The 16,578-nt window shown below is 61.3% G+C and carries 14 protein-coding genes; 11 read left to right on the top strand and 3 right to left on the bottom strand.

Annotated features, from left to right (window positions below; all coding sequences use genetic code 11):
• Together ACODTO_RS21105 and gap are read right to left on the bottom strand one after the other, a co-directional pair.
• Positions 1-253: RNA polymerase sigma factor (locus tag ACODTO_RS21105; RefSeq protein ID WP_489106999.1), on the bottom strand; the 253-nt coding region annotated here is incomplete at its 3' end.
• Between the two features lie 203 nt (positions 254-456).
• Positions 457-1,458 (bottom strand): type I glyceraldehyde-3-phosphate dehydrogenase, encoded by a 1,002-nt coding sequence (gap, locus tag ACODTO_RS21100; RefSeq protein WP_041022917.1) that lies wholly within the window; start codon positions 1,456-1,458, stop codon positions 457-459.
• 230 nt (positions 1,459-1,688) lie between these two features.
• Between gap and edd the strand changes: the two genes are divergently transcribed.
• The 11 genes from edd to ACODTO_RS21045 all read left to right on the top strand — a co-directional run bounded on the left by edd (position 1,689) and on the right by ACODTO_RS21045 (position 15,496).
• On the top strand, positions 1,689-3,515 hold the full coding sequence (edd, locus tag ACODTO_RS21095; RefSeq protein WP_139647576.1) for a phosphogluconate dehydratase: 1,827 nt from the start codon (positions 1,689-1,691) through the stop codon (positions 3,513-3,515).
• Positions 3,512-4,468 (top strand): glucokinase, encoded by a 957-nt coding sequence (locus ACODTO_RS21090; protein ID WP_139647578.1) that lies wholly within the window; start codon positions 3,512-3,514, stop codon positions 4,466-4,468. The genes edd and ACODTO_RS21090 overlap by 4 nt, the downstream gene beginning before the upstream one ends.
• A gap of 178 nt (positions 4,469-4,646) precedes the next feature.
• Positions 4,647-5,378 carry a response regulator gene (locus ACODTO_RS21085; RefSeq protein WP_024776388.1) on the top strand — a complete coding sequence of 244 codons (732 nt, stop codon included), beginning with the start codon at positions 4,647-4,649 and terminating at the stop codon, positions 5,376-5,378.
• On the top strand, positions 5,368-6,837 hold the full coding sequence (locus ACODTO_RS21080; RefSeq protein WP_139647582.1) for an ATP-binding protein: 1,470 nt from the start codon (positions 5,368-5,370) through the stop codon (positions 6,835-6,837). The genes ACODTO_RS21085 and ACODTO_RS21080 overlap by 11 nt, the downstream gene beginning before the upstream one ends.
• A gap of 233 nt (positions 6,838-7,070) precedes the next feature.
• A complete protein-coding gene (locus tag ACODTO_RS21075; protein ID WP_489106998.1) occupies positions 7,071-8,330 on the top strand; it encodes a D-mannose isomerase in 1,260 nt (419 codons plus the stop codon).
• Positions 8,331-8,444: 114 nt separating this feature from the next.
• Entirely contained in the window at positions 8,445-9,731 is a 1,287-nt protein-coding gene (locus ACODTO_RS21070) for an ABC transporter substrate-binding protein (RefSeq protein ID WP_139647586.1), read from the top strand.
• A 173-nt stretch (positions 9,732-9,904) separates the two neighbouring features.
• On the top strand, positions 9,905-10,813 hold the full coding sequence (locus ACODTO_RS21065) for a carbohydrate ABC transporter permease (RefSeq protein WP_139647588.1): 909 nt from the start codon (positions 9,905-9,907) through the stop codon (positions 10,811-10,813).
• On the top strand, positions 10,806-11,651 hold the full coding sequence (locus ACODTO_RS21060) for a carbohydrate ABC transporter permease (RefSeq protein ID WP_041023872.1): 846 nt from the start codon (positions 10,806-10,808) through the stop codon (positions 11,649-11,651). Before ACODTO_RS21065 ends, ACODTO_RS21060 begins: the two co-directional genes overlap by 8 nt.
• A 2-nt stretch (positions 11,652-11,653) precedes the next feature.
• Positions 11,654-12,814, top strand: coding sequence for an ABC transporter ATP-binding protein (locus ACODTO_RS21055; RefSeq protein ID WP_139647590.1), 1,161 nt, complete (start codon positions 11,654-11,656; stop codon positions 12,812-12,814).
• A 228-nt stretch (positions 12,815-13,042) separates the two neighbouring features.
• Complete coding sequence (locus ACODTO_RS21050; protein WP_175363765.1) at positions 13,043-14,389, top strand: carbohydrate porin; 1,347 nt, start codon at positions 13,043-13,045, stop codon at positions 14,387-14,389.
• A gap of 252 nt (positions 14,390-14,641) precedes the next feature.
• Positions 14,642-15,496: a D-hexose-6-phosphate mutarotase gene (locus tag ACODTO_RS21045; protein ID WP_139647595.1), complete on the top strand. Its 855-nt coding sequence runs from the start codon at positions 14,642-14,644 to the stop codon at positions 15,494-15,496.
• A 131-nt stretch (positions 15,497-15,627) separates the two neighbouring features.
• Here ACODTO_RS21045 and ACODTO_RS21040 read toward each other — a convergent pair whose 3' ends face one another.
• A complete protein-coding gene (locus ACODTO_RS21040) occupies positions 15,628-16,488 on the bottom strand; it encodes a MurR/RpiR family transcriptional regulator (RefSeq protein WP_171057240.1) in 861 nt (286 codons plus the stop codon).
• Positions 16,489-16,578 lie beyond the last annotated feature (90 nt).

Raw genomic sequence — 16,578 nt, 5'->3', positions numbered from 1 at the left:
GGACGTCGTCCACAACGGTCCGGGACTGCATGCGCCGGGCACGCAAGTGATCCCGCGCCAGGTTGCGGGCGGTCTGGAAGACAAAGGGTTCGAGGTGCTCGACTGTGCGTTCACCCAATGCGCGGGAGACGCGCAAATAGGTTTCCTGGAGCAGGTCTTCGGCGGTGCTGGGGTTGTTGACCATGCGCTCGAGGGTGCGCAGCAGAGGGGTGCGCTGGGCGAGGAAGACGTGGTGAAAGCGCGATTGACTCACGGTAAGGCCCGATCCGGTAAGAGTAAATGATAATGCTTATCATCTGCTCTGCAGGTCAAGCCCGGATTTCATCACTACCCCAAAACCACTGTGGGAGCGAGCCCGCTCGCGATAACGGTGTGCCAGTCGACGAAAGTGCTGACTGACACGCCGCTTTCGCGAGCAGGCTCGCTCCCACAAAAGCGTTCAACGGCTATGCCCGGTTACTCGGCGTTGCACAACGCCAGGCAGTTATCGAGCATGCGGTTGGAGAAGCCCCACTCGTTGTCATACCAGGCCAGTACCTTGAGCAGCTTGCCGCTGACCTTGGTGTGGTTGGCGTCGAAGATCGACGACAGCGGGTTGTGGTTGAAGTCACTGGAGACCAGCGGCAGGGTGTTGTAGCCGAGGATCTTCGAATGTTGGCTGGCCTGGCGCAGCAGTTCGTTGACTTCTTCGGCCGACGCTTCGCGCTTGAGCTGTACGGTGAGGTCCACCAGGGACACGTTGATCACCGGCACACGCACGGCCATGCCGGTCAGCTTGCCCGCCAGTTCCGGCAGTACCAGGCCCACCGCTTCGGCGGCACCGGTCTTGCTCGGGATCATGTTCTGGGTGGCCGAACGGGCGCGGTACGGGTCGGTGTGGTAGACGTCGGTCAGGTTCTGGTCGTTGGTGTAGGCATGGATGGTAGTCATCAGGCCACTTTCGATGCCCAGCTCGCGATGCAGTACCTGGGCCACCGGGGCCAGGCAGTTGGTGGTGCACGAAGCGTTGGAGATGATCTGGTGGGACTGGCGCAGGATGTCGTGGTTCACGCCATACACCACGGTGGCGTCGGCACCCTTGGCCGGGGCCGAGATGATCACCTTGCGGGCGCCGGCGCTGATATGGGCGGCGGCCTTGGCGCGGTCGGTGAACAGCCCGGTGCACTCGAACACCACGTCGATCTTCTCGGCGGCCCAGGGCAGTTCGGCCGGGTTGCGGATGGCGCTGACCGCGATGCGGTCGCCATTGACCGTCAGGCTTTCGTTATCGTGCTGCACCTCGGCATCGAACGTGCCATGGACGGTGTCGTACTTGAGCAGATGAGCATTGATCGCACTGTCACCCAGGTCGTTGATGGCGACGATCTGCAAGTCGCGACGATAGCCTTGGGTATACAGTGCACGGAGGACGTTGCGGCCGATGCGGCCAAAACCATTGATTGCGATTCGAAGAGTCATTAACTGCGCCGCCGTCGTTTTGTTGTTGGAATTACAAGATTATTCGCATAAAAATAGAAAACAAGCCTTTTTGATGGCAATATTTTGTTTTATCTACAACGAGTGACCTGAATCAACTGGTCCGATTGGTCAAAAACCGTTTGTCGCCTTCTCTGTCACGGGGGCGCGCAGCCGGTTCTGACCAGCATAGACAATCAGGTCGCCACACCCGTTAGCCTGGAGTTCTACACATGCATCCCCGCGTTCTTGAGGTCACCGAACGGCTTATCGCCCGCAGCCGCGCCACGCGTCAGGCTTACCTTGCATTGATCCGCGGTGCTGCCAGCGACGGTCCGATGCGCGGCAAGTTGCAATGCGCCAACTTCGCCCATGGCGTGGCCGGTTGCGGCAGCGAAGACAAGCATCACCTGCGGATGATGAACGCCGCCAACATCGCCATCGTGTCGTCCTATAACGACATGCTCTCGGCCCACCAGCCCTACGAAACCTTCCCGGAACAGATCAAGAAAGCCTTACGCGAGATCGGCTCGGTCGGCCAGTTCGCGGGCGGCACGCCGGCCATGTGCGACGGCGTCACCCAGGGCGAGGCGGGGATGGAACTGAGCCTGCCGAGTCGCGAAGTGATCGCGATGTCCACGGCGGTGGCGTTGTCCCACAACATGTTCGACGGCGCGTTGATGCTCGGCATCTGCGACAAGATCGTCCCGGGCCTGATGATGGGCGCGCTGCGCTTCGGTCACCTGCCGACGATTTTCGTGCCCGGCGGGCCGATGGTTTCCGGCATCTCCAACAAGGAAAAGGCTGATGTGCGCCAGCGTTACGCCGAGGGCAAGGCCACTCGCGAAGAGCTGTTGGAATCGGAGATGAAGTCCTACCACAGCCCTGGCACATGCACCTTCTACGGCACCGCGAACACCAACCAGCTGTTGATGGAAGTGATGGGCCTGCACTTGCCGGGCGCCTCGTTCGTCAACCCGAACACCCCGCTGCGCGATGCCCTGACTCGCGAAGCGGCGTTCCAGGTGACGCGCATGACCAAGCAGAGCGGCAACTTCATGCCCATCGGCGAAATCGTCGACGAACGCTCGCTGGTCAACTCCATCGTCGCGCTGCACGCCACCGGCGGCTCGACCAACCACACCTTGCACATGCCGGCCATCGCCATGGCGGCGGGCATCCAGCTGACCTGGCAGGACATGGCCGACCTCTCCGAGGTGGTACCGACCCTGAGTCACGTCTACCCGAACGGCAAGGCCGACATCAACCACTTCCAGGCGGCGGGCGGCATGTCGTTCCTGATCCGCGAACTGCTGGAAGCCGGCCTGCTCCACGAAAACGTCAACACCGTGCTCGGTCACGGCCTGAGCCGCTATACCCAGGAACCGTTCCTGGAGAATGGCGAGCTGGTGTGGCGCGACGGCCCGATCGAAAGTCTCGACGAAAACATCCTGCGCCCGGTGGCCCGTGCATTTTCGCCGGAAGGCGGCTTGCGGGTGATGGAAGGCAACCTGGGCCGTGGCGTGATGAAAGTCTCCGCTGTTGCCCTGGAAAACCAGATCGTCGAAGCACCGGCCATGGTCTTCCAGGACCAGCAAGACCTGGCGGATGCGTTCAAGGCCGGGCTGCTGGAGAAGGATTTTGTCGCGGTGATGCGCTTCCAGGGCCCGCGCTCCAACGGCATGCCGGAGCTGCACAAGATGACCCCGTTCCTCGGTTCGCTGCAGGATCGCGGTTTCAAAGTGGCGTTGGTGACCGACGGGCGCATGTCCGGCGCCTCGGGGAAAATCCCGGCGGCGATCCACGTCAGCCCCGAAGCTTATGTCGGCGGCGCGTTGGCCCGAGTGCAGGAGGGCGATATCATCCGCGTCGACGGCGTCAAAGGCACCTTGGAATTGAAGGTGGACGCCGAGGAATTCGCCGCACGCGAACCGGCCAAGGGCCTGTTGGGCAACAACATCGGTACCGGTCGCGAACTGTTCGGTTTCATGCGCATGGCCTTCAGCTCGGCAGAGCAGGGCGCCAGCGCCTTCACGGCTGCACTGGAGACGATTAATTGAAACTGGCCCTGGTCGGTGACATCGGTGGGACCAATGCGCGCTTCGCGTTGTGGAAGAACCACAACCTGGAGAACGTCCAGGTGCTGGCGACGGCGGATTACGCCTGCCCTGAAGATGCCATCAAGGTGTACCTGAGTGGCATGGGCCTGGAGCCCGGTGCCATCGGTTCGGTGTGCCTGTCGGTGGCTGGCCCGGTGTCGGGTGATCTGTTTCGCTTCACCAACAACCACTGGCGCCTGAGCAACCTGGCGTTCTGCAAGACCCTGCAGGTAGAGAAGCTGTTGCTGGTCAACGACTTCTCGGCCATGGCCCTGGGCATGACCCGTTTGCGTCCCGATGAGTACCGGGTCGTGTGCGAAGGCACCCCGGAGCCGATGCGTCCGGCGGTGGTGATCGGGCCGGGCACGGGGCTGGGCGTCGGTACATTGCTGGATCTGGGTGAAGGCCGCTTTGCGGCGTTGCCGGGGGAGGGTGGCCATGTCGACCTGCCGATGAGCAGCCCGCGGGAAACCCAGCTCTGGCAGCACATCTACAACGAGATCGGTCACGTCAGTGCCGAAACCGCCTTGAGCGGCAGCGGCTTGCCCCGGGTGTACCGGGCGATCTGCGCGGTGGACGGGCATGAACCCGTGCTCGATACCCCCGAATCCATTACTGCCGCAGGCCTGGCCGGTGACCCTATCGCCCTGGAAGTGCTGGAGCAATTCTGCCGCTGGTTGGGGCGCGTGGCCGGCAACAACGTACTGACGGTGGGCGGCCGAGGTGGTGTATACATCGTCGGCGGGGTGATTCCCCGGTTTGCCGATTTCTTCCTCGAAAGTGGCTTCGCCCGCTGCTTCGCTGACAAAGGTTGCATGAGCGATTACTTCAAGGGCATTCCGGTCTGGCTGGTCACCGCACCATACTCTGGCCTGATGGGCGCGGGCGTGGCGTTGGAGCAATCGGCCAGCTGAAATGCAGTCCCCCCTGTGGGAGCGAGCCTGCTCGCGATAGCGGAGTGTCAGCCACCTGTTCGGCGCCTGACACTCCGCTATCGCGAGCAGGCTCGCTCCCACAAAGGACCTGTGGTGTTTATAGGCTTTCTCCATCAGGCATAATCCGCACTAATCCAAACAACAAGGACGCGGCCCCGTGAGTTCAGTAAACAAATCGATTTTGTTGGTCGACGACGACCAGGAGATTCGCGAGCTGCTGGACACTTACCTCAGTCGTGCGGGGTTCCAGGTGCGGACAACGCCCGACGGAGCCGGGTTTCGCCAGGCATTGAACGACGCGCCGAGCGATCTGGTGATCCTCGACGTGATGCTACCCGACGAAGACGGCTTCAGCCTGTGCCGCTGGGTTCGCCAGCACCCGCGCCAGGCCCATGTGCCGATCATTATGCTCACCGCCAGTTCCGACGAGGCCGACCGGGTCATCGGCCTGGAGCTGGGAGCCGATGACTACCTCGGCAAGCCGTTCAGCCCCCGTGAATTGCAGGCGCGCATCAAGGCCCTGTTGCGCCGGGCACAGTTCGGCCAGGAGCGCTCCGGCGGCGAGGTGCTGGCCTTCGACGAGTGGCGGCTGGACATGGTCAGTCATCGGCTGTTCCACACCGACGGTGAGGAAGTGATCCTCTCCGGCGCCGATTTCGCCCTGCTCAAACTGTTTCTCGATCATCCCCAGGAAATCCTCGACCGCGACACCATCGGCAACGCCACCCGGGGTCGGGAACTGATGCCCCTGGACCGGATTGTCGACATGGCGGTCAGTCGCCTGCGCCAGCGCCTGCGTGATACCGACAAGCCGCCACGGCTGATCCGTACGGTGCGCGGCAGTGGTTATCAATTGGCGGCCAATGTGGTTGCCAGCAATGGGCATTGACTGGGCCAGGAAAATCGCCCGACGGGTGCCGGTGCCGCGCTCGCTGCTCGGAAGGATGCTGTTGTTGACCTTGCTGGTGGTGTTGTTCGCCCAGACATTGTCCAGCGTCATTTGGGTGTCGCAACTGCGCGCCACGCAGCTCGAAGGTTTGGTCACCAGCGCCCGCAGCCTCGCCCATTCGATGACGGCCAGCGTCAGCTACCTGCGTTCGCTGCCGGTGGCGTACCGGCCGCTGGTGCTGGACCAACTGCGCAGCATGGGGGGGACGCGGTTTGTCGTCACGCTCAACGACAAGCCCCTGGGCATGGATGTGCTGCCGGTCACGCCGCGCAAGCTGGCAGTGCTCAAGGCAGTGGACGAAGTGCTGCGCAAGTCCCTGGGCAATAACACGGATATTTCCGTCACCTTCGTCAGCCCCGATGACCTGCGGATTTTCAACGGCGGGCTGAAGCTCGACGAGTTGCCACGCTCTTGGGCGCACTACGCCTTGACACTAGAACCTGTGAACCCGCCGGTGCTGGTCACGCAGATCCAGATGGCGCCAGGTGAATGGTTGTACATCGCCTCGCTATTGCCTGAACCCTACACCAGCCTCGAAGAACAGGACCTGCCGAAGCAACAGGTCGGCTTCATCGTGCTCACCAGTAGCCTGTTACTGCTGTTCATCGGTTTACTCGTGCACTGGCAGAGCCGGCCGCTCAAGCGCCTGGCCCGGGCGGCCCGGGACATGTCCCTGGGCGCCGAAGTGGAACCGGTGGCCGAGGGGGGTGGCAGCGAAGTGGTGGAGGTGGGCCGGGCATTCAATGCCATGCGTGAGCGCATCAGCCGCTACCTGACCGAGCGTAGCCAGTTGTTCAGCGCGATTTCCCATGACCTGCGCACGCCGATCACTCGCCTGCGGCTGCGGGTCGAGCTGCTGGAAGATGAGAACCTGCAAGCCAAGTTCGGCCGCGATCTGGACGAGTTGGAGTTGCTGGTCAAAGGGGCGCTGCAATGCGTCAAGGACACCGATATCCACGAAAACATCGAGCCGGTGGACCTCAACCATGTGCTCGATTGCCTGGTGGAGCCTTACCTTGCCCCCAACGGCAATGGCCGTGTCACCCAGGATGGCCGGGCGCTGGCGCCGTATCCCGGCAAGCCGCTGGCCCTCAAGCGCTGCATCGGCAACCTGATCGACAATGCCTTGAAGTACGGGCAGAACGCCCACCTGCACATCGACGACGATGAAACCGCGTTTGTCCTGCATGTCGATGATGAGGGGCCGGGGGTGCCGGAGCAGCGTCTCGAGCAGGTTTTCGAGCCACACTTCCGTCTGGCCGGACAGCAGCAGGGATATGGCCTGGGGCTGGGTATCGCCCGCAACATCGCCCACAGTCATGGGGGGGAAGTGAGCTTGCAGAATCTGCGCGAGGGCGGGTTGCGGGTGACGTTGCAACTGCCTCGCAGTGTTGATTAGCGAGACCGCGTTATCGTTCATCGCGAGCAGGCTCGCTCCCACAAGAGCACTGCGGCGTTCACAATTTCTGTGTCCACCATCGAACCCTGTGGGAGCGAGCCTGCTCGCGATGGCGCCAGTCGTCTCACCTGTTTTGTAACAGGCTGGTGACATAACTCGTCCCTTTCGTTACCTGCCCGCCGTCATCCCTTGTTTAGACTCCCTGCGTCAAAACAACAAAAAAGGTACGCCTGATGGACTCCTTCCAACCGGCCTTCAGCAGTTGGCTGAACGCCCCTGCCCACCAGCAATGGCTCGCCGCCGAAGGCCTGCGGTTGCTGGCGTTCGCCAAGGCGTCGAAGGTGCCGGACGGTTTCGGCAACCTGGACGAGCGCGGTTGCCTGCCGACCGGGGCCCGGGCTGAAACCATGAACACCGCCCGCATGACCCACAGCTTCGCCATGGCCCACGCCCAGGGCCTGCCGGGTTTCGCCGAACTGGTGGACCACGGCATCCAGGCCCTCAGCGGCCCCTTGCGCGACGCCGAATACGGTGGCTGGTTTGCCACGACGCAACCCCATGAAGACGACACCGGCAAGGCCGCCTACCTGCATGCCTTCGTGGCCCTGGCCGCCAGTTCCGCCGTGGTGGCCCAGCGCCCCGGCGCCCAGGCGCTGCTGGACGAGGCGGTGCGGGTCATCGACGGGCATTTCTGGAGCGAGGAAGAAGGCGCCCTGCGCGAGTCCTTCAACCGTGACTGGAGCGTCGAGGAAGCCTATCGCGGCGCCAACAGCAACATGCACGCCACCGAGGCCTTCCTGGCCCTGGCCGATGTCACCGACGATCCGCGCTGGCTCGCTCGCGCGTTGCGCATCGTCGAACGTGTGATCCACGGCCACGCGGCGGCCAACGATTATCTGGTGGTGGAGCATTTCGACCGCCACTGGCAGCCGCTGCGCGAATACAACCACGACAATCCCGCCGATGGCTTTCGTCCGTATGGCACCACGCCGGGCCACGGTTTCGAGTGGGCCCGCCTGCTCTTGCACCTCGAAGCGGCGCGCGTGCGGATCGGCATGCTGACCCCGGGCTGGCTGGTCCAGGATGCGCAGAAACTGTTCGAGCAGAACTGCCGTCACGGCTGGGACGTCGATGGCGCGCCTGGCATTGTCTATACGCTGGATTGGGACAATCGCGCGGTGGTCCGCCATCGCCTGCACTGGGTCCATGCCGAAGCGGCGGCCGCTGCCAGTGCCTTGCTCAAGCGCACCGACGAGGCGCAGTACGAAACCTGGTACCGGTGCTTCTGGGAGTTTTGCGAGAAGCACTTCATCGACCGGTGCAACGGCAGTTGGCACCACGAACTCGATCCGCAGAATCGCCCCAGTGCCGATATCTGGCCAGGCAAGCCGGACCTGTATCACGCCTGGCAGGCGGTGCTGATTCCACGCCTGCCCCTGGCGCCGAGCATGGCCTCGGCCCTGGCGCAATTTCCCGCTCCGGCGGCCATGTAACCAAGTTGTGACACTTACGCATCCCTTCGTTACCTGCGAAGGGAATACCCCTGATTAGAATCCATGCAGCGCAAGCCACAGACTTGCATGCATAACAACAAAAAAGGTACTCAGATGAACGCGATTAATCGCCTCGCAGTTGCTGTTTCCATTGCCTCGTTGTTTCCCCTCAGTGCTTTTGCCGCCGACTCGAAAGGGACGGTCGAAGTGGTGCATTGGTGGACCTCGGGCGGTGAGAAGGCGGCTGTTGATGTCCTGAAGGCCCAAGTCGAGAAGGACGGTTTTACCTGGAAAGACGGTGCCGTTGCCGGCGGTGGTGGTGCCACGGCCATGACCGTGCTGAAAAGCCGCGCGGTTGCCGGCAACCCGCCAGGCGTTGCCCAGATCAAGGGCCCGGACATCCAGGAATGGGCCTCCACCGGACTGCTCGACAGCGACGTCCTCAAGGACGTTTCCAAAGAAGAGAAGTGGGACTCCCTTCTCGACAAGAAAGTCTCCGATACCGTGAAGTACGACGGTGATTACGTGGCCGTGCCGGTGAACATCCACCGCGTCAACTGGCTGTGGATCAACCCGGAAGTCTTCAAGAAAGCCGGCATCACGAAAAACCCGACCACCCTCGAAGAATTCTATGCCGCTGGCGACAAGCTGAAGGCCGCGGGCTTCATTCCGCTCGCCCACGGTGGCCAGCCTTGGCAGGACAGCACCGTGTTCGAAGCCGTGGTGCTGTCGGTCATGGGGGCTGATGGTTACAAGAAAGCCCTGGTCGACCTGGACAACGCTGCGCTGACCGGACCTGAGATGGTCAAGGCGCTGACCGAACTGAAGAAAGTCGCAACCTATATGGATGAGGACGGCAAGGGCCAGGACTGGAACCTCGAGGCGGCCAAGGTCATCAACGGCAAGGCCGGCATGCAGATCATGGGTGACTGGGCCAAGAGCGAGTGGACAGCGGCCAAGAAAGTCGCCGGCAAGGATTACGAATGCGTAGCCTTCCCGGGTACCGACAAAGCCTTCACCTACAACATCGACTCCCTGGCGGTGTTCAAGCAGAAAGACAAGGGCACTTCTGCTGGTCAGCAGGACATTGCCAAGGTCGTGCTGGGTGAGAACTTCCAGAAGGTCTTCAGCATCAACAAAGGTTCGATCCCGGTTCGTAATGACATGTTGAAGGACATGGGCAAGTACGGTTTCGACTCCTGTGCCCAGACCGCTGCCAAGGACTTCCTGGCCGATGCCACGACCGGCGGCTTGCAGCCGAGCATGGCGCACAACATGGCGACCACATTGGCGGTACAAGGCGCGTTCTTTGACGTGGTGACCAACTACATCAACGACCCGAGTGCCAACCCTGCCGACACTGCCAAGAAACTCGGCGCTGCGGTCAAGTCCGCCAAGTAACGGTTAATACCTGGATCCCTGGGAGCGAGCCTGTAGGAGCCAAGCTTGCTCGCGATGAACGATAACGCGGTCCGTCGAAAGACCGAGGCGTTTTCATCGCGAGCAAGCTCGGCTCCCACACAGGCGGCTCCCGCAAGGGATGTCACTGTAGTTTTCAAGTAGTGGATTTCCCCATGAGCTCTGTTGCTGTGTTCAGCAAAGCCTCGCCGTTCGATGCACTGCAGCGCTGGCTTCCCAAACTGGTGCTGGCGCCCAGCATGTTCATCGTCCTGGTGGGCTTTTATGGCTACATCCTGTGGACGTTTGTTCTCTCGTTCACCAACTCGACGTTTCTGCCCTCCTACAAATGGGCCGGCCTGGCGCAATACGCTCGGTTGTTCGACAACGACCGCTGGTGGGTCGCGAGCAAGAACCTCGCGGTGTTCGGTGGCATGTTCATTGGCATCACCCTGGTGATCGGCGTGCTGCTGGCGGTATTTCTCGACCAGCGTATCCGTCGTGAAGGCTTCATCCGCACCATTTACCTGTACCCGATGGCGCTCTCCATGATCGTGACCGGTACCGCCTGGAAATGGCTGCTCAACCCGGGCATGGGCCTGGACAAACTGCTGCGTGACTGGGGTTGGGAAGGCTTTCGCCTGGACTGGCTGATCGATCCGGATCGCGTGGTGTATTGCCTGGTGATTGCCGCCGTGTGGCAAGCCTCGGGCTTCATCATGGCGATGTTTCTGGCCGGCCTGCGGGGTGTCGATCAATCGATCATCCGCGCTGCGCAGATCGATGGCGCGAGCATGCCCAGAATCTACTGGAAAGTGGTCCTGCCGAGTCTGCGTCCGGTGTTCTTCAGCGCCGTGATGATCCTGGCGCACATCGCGATCAAGAGTTTCGACCTGGTGGCGGCCATGACGGCCGGTGGGCCTGGCTATTCGTCCGACCTGCCCGCCATGTTCATGTATTCCTTCACCTTCAGCCGCGGCCAGATGGGCATGGGCTCGGCCAGTGCGATCCTGATGCTCGGTGCGATCCTCGCGATCATCGTGCCTTACCTGTATTCCGAGCTGAGGACCAAGCGTCATGACTAGTCTCGCCACCAAACCTGGCATCAGCCTGAGTCGCATCGCGATCTACACGGTGCTGATCCTCGCCGTACTGCTTTACCTGGTTCCGCTGGTGGTCATGCTGTTGACCAGCTTCAAGACCCCGGAAGATATCAGCACCGGTAACCTGTTGAGCTGGCCGACCGTGGTCAGCGGCATCGGCTGGGTCAAGGCCTGGGCAACGGTCAACGGTTACTTCTGGAACTCGATCAAGATCACCGTTCCGGCAGTGCTGATTTCCACCGCTATCGGTGCACTGAACGGCTACGTCCTGTCGATGTGGCGCTTCCGCGGTTCGCAGCTGTTCTTCGGGCTGTTGCTATTCGGTTGCTTCCTGCCGTTCCAGACCGTACTGCTGCCGGCCTCGTTCACCCTCGGCAAGATGGGCCTGGCCAGCACCACCACTGGCCTGGTGTTCGTGCACGTGGTGTACGGCCTGGCGTTTACCACGCTGTTCTTCCGCAACTACTACGTCAGCATCCCTGACGCATTGGTGAAGGCGGCGCGCCTGGACGGTGCGGGTTTCTTCACCATCTTCCGCATGATCATCCTGCCGATGTCGACCCCGATCATCATGGTCTGCCTGATCTGGCAGTTCACGCAGATCTGGAACGACTTCCTGTTCGGCGTGGTGTTCTCCAGCGGCGATTCGCAGCCCATTACGGTGGCGCTGAACAACCTGGTCAACACCAGCACCGGGGCCAAGGAATATAACGTTGATATGGCGGCGGCGATGATCGCCGGGCTGCCGACCCTGCTGGTCTATGTGGTCGCAGGCAAGTATTTCGTGCGCGGGCTGACGGCCGGCGCAGTCAAGGGGTAATCATGGCAACGCTCGAACTTCGCAATGTAAACAAGACCTACGGCGCCGGCTTGCCCGACACCCTGAAGAACATCGAACTGTCGATCAAGGACGGTGAGTTCCTGATCCTGGTCGGGCCTTCGGGCTGCGGCAAGTCGACCCTCATGAACTGCATCGCCGGCCTGGAAAACATCACTGGCGGCGCGATCATGATCGGCGACCAGGACGTCAGCGGAATGAGCCCCAAGGATCGCGACATCGCCATGGTGTTCCAGTCCTATGCGCTCTACCCGACCATGAGCGTGCGCGAGAATATCGAATTCGGCCTGAAGATCCGCAAGATGCCGCAATCGGCCATCGACGAGGAAGTGGCCCGTGTCGCCAAGCTGTTGCAGATCGAACACCTGCTCAATCGCAAGCCCGGCCAGCTCTCCGGTGGCCAGCAGCAACGCGTGGCCATGGGCCGTGCCTTGGCGCGGCGGCCGAAGATCTACCTGTTTGACGAACCACTGTCCAACCTCGACGCCAAGCTGCGGGTCGAGATGCGCACCGAAATGAAACTGATGCACCAGCGCCTGAAGACCACCACGGTCTATGTGACCCACGACCAGATCGAGGCCATGACCCTGGGCGACAAAGTGGCGGTGATGAAGGACGGGATCATCCAGCAGTTCGGCACGCCGAAAGACATCTACACCAACCCGGCCAACCTGTTCGTGGCGAGCTTCATCGGTTCGCCGCCGATGAACTTCATTCCCCTGCGCCTGCAACGCAAGGAAGGTCGCCTGGTGGCGCTGCTCGACAGTGGCCAGGCCCGTTGCGAGTTGCCGTTGGGCATGCAGGACGCCGGTCTGGAAGATCGCGAAGTGATTCTTGGCATGCGTCCGGAACAGATCGTACTGGCCGGCAGCGAGCCGAACGGTTTGCCGACCATCCGTGCCGAAGTCCAGGTCACCGAGCCCACCGGCCCGGACACCCTGGTATTTGTCAGTCTAAATGACACCAAGGTTTGCTGCCGCCTGGCTCCGGACGCGGCTCCGCAGGCCGGTGAGACGATGACGCTTCAGTTTGATCCGCAAAAAGTATTACTATTTGATGCGCAGACGGGTGAGCGCCTGGGTGTGGCTGGTCAGACGCAAGCCGAAGGGCGCGCGCCGAACGTGGCGCAGTTCAAAGGCCGGTGAAGAGCAAATGTGAGAGTGAGCCTGTGGGAGCAAAGCTTGCTCGCGAAGAACGATAACGCGGTCATTCAAAAGACCGAGGCGTTTTCATCGCGAGCAAGCTCATCTCCCACCCAGGCTCGCTCCCACAAAAAGAAGTATGCGGTGGGTGGGGGACTGCCCACCGCAATCGTTGTAAGCGCGTTAGAAAAAATAAAAACAGTCAATAACAATAAGACGAGGAATGTAGGGATGAAGAAGAAAAACAATGCCCAGCTTATCTGCCAGTTATCAGCCGTTGCGGCGATGATGCTGGCCGGTAGCGCACATGCTGCCGACGCATTCAGCGCCGACTCGCAGTGGATGACGGGTGACTGGGGTGGTGAACGGACCAAGCTGATCGAGCAGGGTATCGACATCAAGGCCGACTATGTCGGTGAAGTGGGTGGCAACCTGCATGGTGGCTACAACAACGACAAGACCGCGCGTTACTCCGACCAGTTCGGTCTGGGCGTGGCACTGGACCTGCAAAAGCTGTGGGGCTGGGATAACACCCAGGCCAAGATCCAGCTGACCAACCGTAACGGCGAAAACATTTCCAACGACCGTGTCGGCGACCCGCGTGCCGGCACCTTGAGCTCCTCCCAGGAAGTCTACGGCCGTGGCCACATGGTCCGTCTGACCCAATTGTGGATCAAACACCAGTTCCTCGACGGCAAGCTGGACGTCAAGGCTGGTTACTTCGGCGAAGGCGAAGACTTCAACACCTTCCCTTGCGAATTCCAGAACCTGGCGTTCTGCGGCTCCCAAGTGGGTAACTGGGCCACCGGTATCTGGTACAACTGGCCAGTCATGCAGGCTGCGCTGCGCGTGAAGTACAACATCACGCCTGAGTTCTACGCGCAGATCGGTGCCTACAACCAGAACCCTTCGCAGCTGGAACACGGCAACGGCTTCAAGCTCAGCGGCAGTGGTACCAAGGGCACCGTGATCCCGGTCGAGCTGGTCTGGTCGCCGAAGGTCAACAGCCTGCCGGGTGAATACCGTGTCGGTTACTACAAGAGCACGGCCGATGCCAATGACGTCCGTGAAGACGACAATGGCAATGACGCTGCAACCACCGGCAATGCCTTCCGCAGTCACAACAGCAAGCACGGCTACTGGTTCGTGGCGCAGCAACAACTCACCACCCACAACGGTGACGCGTCCCGCGGCCTGAACATCGCAGCCAACGCGACTTTCCATGACAAGGACACCAACGTCGTCGACAACTACCAGTCGTTGATGTTCGTGTACAAGGGGCCGTTCGATGCGCGTCCTAAAGATGACATCGGCATCGGCTTCTCCCGTATCCATGTCAACGATGACGTGAAGAAAAACGCCGAGCTGACCAACGCTGCCAATGGTGTGACCGATTACAACGACCCACTGTTCGCGCCGTTGCGTGACACCGAGTACAACTACGAGCTCAACTACGGTGTCCACGTCACCAACTGGCTGACCGTACGTCCCAACCTGCAGTACATCACCCACCCAGGTGGTGTGGATGAAGTGGACAACGCGCTGGTGGCCGGCCTGAAAATTCAGTCGGTGTTCTAACGTTGTTGCGATAAGCTCCTCTCTATGTGCGCATATTTGCGGACGGCCAAGGCTGTCCGCTTTTTTTTGGGGTGTTCCCGCGTTGAGAGGTCATTTGTGGGAGCAAGGCTTGCCCGCGATGAAGCTGAATGCGGTTTGCCCAAGAACCGAGGTGCCTGTGTCGCGAGCAAGCTTTGCTCCCACAGCAGGCTCCCTCGCCATAGAAACGCGCTGTACCCGTTGAGTATTGAATGATGTCCAGGACCGCGGCTCATGCATGAGCATCCGCTACAACGCTTTTTCAGATCCTTGCGCGAGCGCCCGGTGTTTGCGTGGGAGCGCTATCGGCAGCGCGATGTGCTGGTGATCGACCATCCGCTGTGCCAGGCGGTGTTCAGTCGCCAGGGCGCGCAGTTGCTGCACTTCCAACCCCGTGGGCAGAAGCCCTGGTTGTGGTGTGCGGCGAAATGGCCCCAGGTCGGGGCGATACGGGGTGGGGTGCCGGTGTGCTGGCCGTGGTATGGCCGTCATCCGAGCGAAAACGCCTGGCCGTCCCATGGTTGGGCGCGGCTGATCGACTGGAAGTTGCTGGACAGCCGCAGCGACGACGATGGCGTGCATTTGCATTGGCAATTGCAGTTGTGCGACTGGCAGGTGGACTTGCACGCGGACCTTGGCGAACGCATGGAGCTACGCTTGAGCACCGAGCATCAAGACAGCCTGCCGTGCCAGTTGAGCCAGGCTTTGCATGCCTATTGGCGTATTGGTGACGTCGGTGAGGTAGCGCTGTCTGGGCTTGAAGGCGCGCAAGGTTACGACCATCTGAACCGTGCGGTGTGCCAGCAGGAAGGCGAGTTGCGGGTCGAAGGCGGCTGCCAGCGGGTGTTCCAGCACGAAGGCGAATTGCAGCTCAAGGACCACGCCTGGCAGCGAGCGCTGTGCATCGATACCGGCGATAGCGCCGACACAGTGGTGTGGCATCCCGGTACCCGGCCGTTGCTGGGGGTGAGCTGGGATGAAGTCAGTGAGTTTGTCTGCGTCGAAGCGGCCAGCGGCGGCACCGACAGCCTGTGCCTGGCGCCAGGGGAGCGGGCGCACCTGAGTCTGCAGGCGCGGGTGGGGGCATAGTCCAGGTACTCGGCGTTGCTGTTGGCCTCTTCGCGAGCAAGCCCGCTTCCACACGGTGAAATGCATTTCAAATGTGGGAGCGGGCTTGCTCGCGAAGACTGACTAACGGACGCCAAAGCTCCTGAGCCGAATCAGTTGAACTCATCCCCCACCGGATACCGGCTGGCATTCAGGCTTTCCTTGATCTTGCGCAGGTGCGGCTGGAAATCCACGCCCCGACGCAGGGTCATCCCAGTGGCGAGCACATCCAGCACGGTGAGCTGGATGATCCGCGAGGTCATCGGCATGTAGATGTCGGTGTCTTCGGGGAGTGGAATATTCAGGCTCAGGGTACTGGCCTTGGCCAGGGGAGAGTTTTCAGCGGTGAGGCCCAATACCGAAGCGCCGTTTTCCCGGGCGATGCGGGCCACCTCCACCAATTCGCGGGTGCGGCCGGTGTAGGAAATGATCACGAACAGCTCACCGGTGTGGGCCACCGACGCGATCATGCGCTGCATCAGCACGTCGGCATGGGCGGTCACTGCCAGGTTGAAGCGGAAAAACTTGTGCTGGGCGTCCAGCGCCACCGGGGCCGAGGCACCGAGGCCGAAGAAGTGGATCTGTCGGGCCTGGATCAGCAGGTCCACGGCACGGCTGATCAAATTTGGATCAAGTGCCTGGCAGGCACTGTCCAACGAAGCAATGGCACTGCCAAAGATTTTCTGGGTGTAGGCTTCGGGGTTGTCGTCGGCCTCTACCGCACGGCTGACATAAGCGGCGCCGCTGGCCAGGCTCTGGGCCAGTTGCAGCTTGAGCTCCGGGTAGCCGCTGACGCCGAACGAACGGCAGAAACGGTTGACCGTAGGCTCGCTGACCGACGCAGCCTGGGCGAGGGCGGCGATGCTGAAACGGGTGGCCTGCTGTGGGTTGAGCAGGATCACCTCGGCCACCTTGCGTTCTGCCTTGTTCAGGTCTTCAAGGCGACTCTGGATCTGCTCCAGTAAATTTCGCACGCGGTCCATAGAGGATTCCTAGAAAGACGGGTCTTTGATACGACCCTTTGCGGTGGCCTATCCTACTGATGGCTCCGACGGACCACCACT

The sequence above is a fragment of the Pseudomonas sp. FG13 genome (genome assembly GCF_057809755.1).
The sequence above is the reverse complement of the archived record's forward strand: the minus strand, read 5'-3'. Positions and strand labels throughout refer to the sequence as shown.

Bases quoted from the DNA above. Each gene is read 5' to 3' on its own strand.
- gap (WP_041022917.1), bottom strand. From the start codon at position 1,458: ATGACTCTTCGAATCGCAATCAATGGTTTTGGCCGCATCGGCCGCAAC.
- edd (WP_139647576.1), top strand. From the start codon at position 1,689: ATGCATCCCCGCGTTCTTGAGGTCACCGAACGGCTTATCGCCCGCAGC.
- ACODTO_RS21080 (WP_139647582.1), top strand. From the start codon at position 5,368: ATGGGCATTGACTGGGCCAGGAAAATCGCCCGACGGGTGCCGGTGCCG.
- ACODTO_RS21075 (WP_489106998.1), top strand. From the start codon at position 7,071: ATGGACTCCTTCCAACCGGCCTTCAGCAGTTGGCTGAACGCCCCTGCC.
- ACODTO_RS21070 (WP_139647586.1), top strand. From the start codon at position 8,445: ATGAACGCGATTAATCGCCTCGCAGTTGCTGTTTCCATTGCCTCGTTG.
- ACODTO_RS21065 (WP_139647588.1), top strand. From the start codon at position 9,905: ATGAGCTCTGTTGCTGTGTTCAGCAAAGCCTCGCCGTTCGATGCACTG.
- ACODTO_RS21060 (WP_041023872.1), top strand. From the start codon at position 10,806: ATGACTAGTCTCGCCACCAAACCTGGCATCAGCCTGAGTCGCATCGCG.
- ACODTO_RS21055 (WP_139647590.1), top strand. From the start codon at position 11,654: ATGGCAACGCTCGAACTTCGCAATGTAAACAAGACCTACGGCGCCGGC.
- ACODTO_RS21050 (WP_175363765.1), top strand. From the start codon at position 13,043: ATGAAGAAGAAAAACAATGCCCAGCTTATCTGCCAGTTATCAGCCGTT.
- ACODTO_RS21045 (WP_139647595.1), top strand. From the start codon at position 14,642: ATGCATGAGCATCCGCTACAACGCTTTTTCAGATCCTTGCGCGAGCGC.